The 559-nt window shown below is 67.8% G+C and carries 1 protein-coding gene; it reads left to right on the plus strand.

Features of this window, described 5'->3' with window-relative positions; genetic code table 11:
• The coding region (locus tag M4J39_RS22785) for an MBG domain-containing protein (protein ID WP_251730795.1) at positions 1-559 on the plus strand (559 nt) is incomplete at both ends.

Consider the following 559-nt stretch of genomic DNA (forward strand, 5'->3'; position numbering starts at 1 on the left):
CTATGTCGCGGGCGCTCTGACGGTGAACAAGGCGGCGCTGACGGTGACCGCCAACAGCGCGGCCAAGACCTACGACGGCCTCGCCTACAGCGGTGGCAATGGCGTCACCTACGCCGGTCTGGTCAATGGCGAGACCGCGTCGGTGCTTGGCGGAACGCTCGCCTACGGCGGCACGTCGCAGGGCGCGACCAACGCCGGCAGCTACACCCTCACCGCCTCCGGCCTCACCTCCGGCAATTACGACATCAGCTATGTCGCGGGCGCTCTGACGGTGAACAAGGCAGCTCTGACGGTCACCGCCAACAGCGCATCCAAGACCTACGACGGTCTCGCCTACAGCGGCGGCAACGGCGTGACCTACGCCGGTCTGGTCAATGGCGAGACTTCGTCGGTGCTCGGCGGAACCCTCGCTTACGGCGGCAGCGCCCAGGGCGCGACCAACGCCGGCAGCTACACGCTCACCGCCTCCGGCCTCACCTCCGGCAACTACGACATCAGCTATGTCGCGGGAGCCCTGACCATCAACCCGGCGGCGCTGACGCTGGTGATCCAGCCGACG

The sequence above is a fragment of the Pleomorphomonas sp. NRK KF1 genome, assembly GCF_023721755.1.
In the GTDB taxonomy this organism is placed as follows: domain Bacteria; phylum Pseudomonadota; class Alphaproteobacteria; order Rhizobiales; family Pleomorphomonadaceae; genus Pleomorphomonas.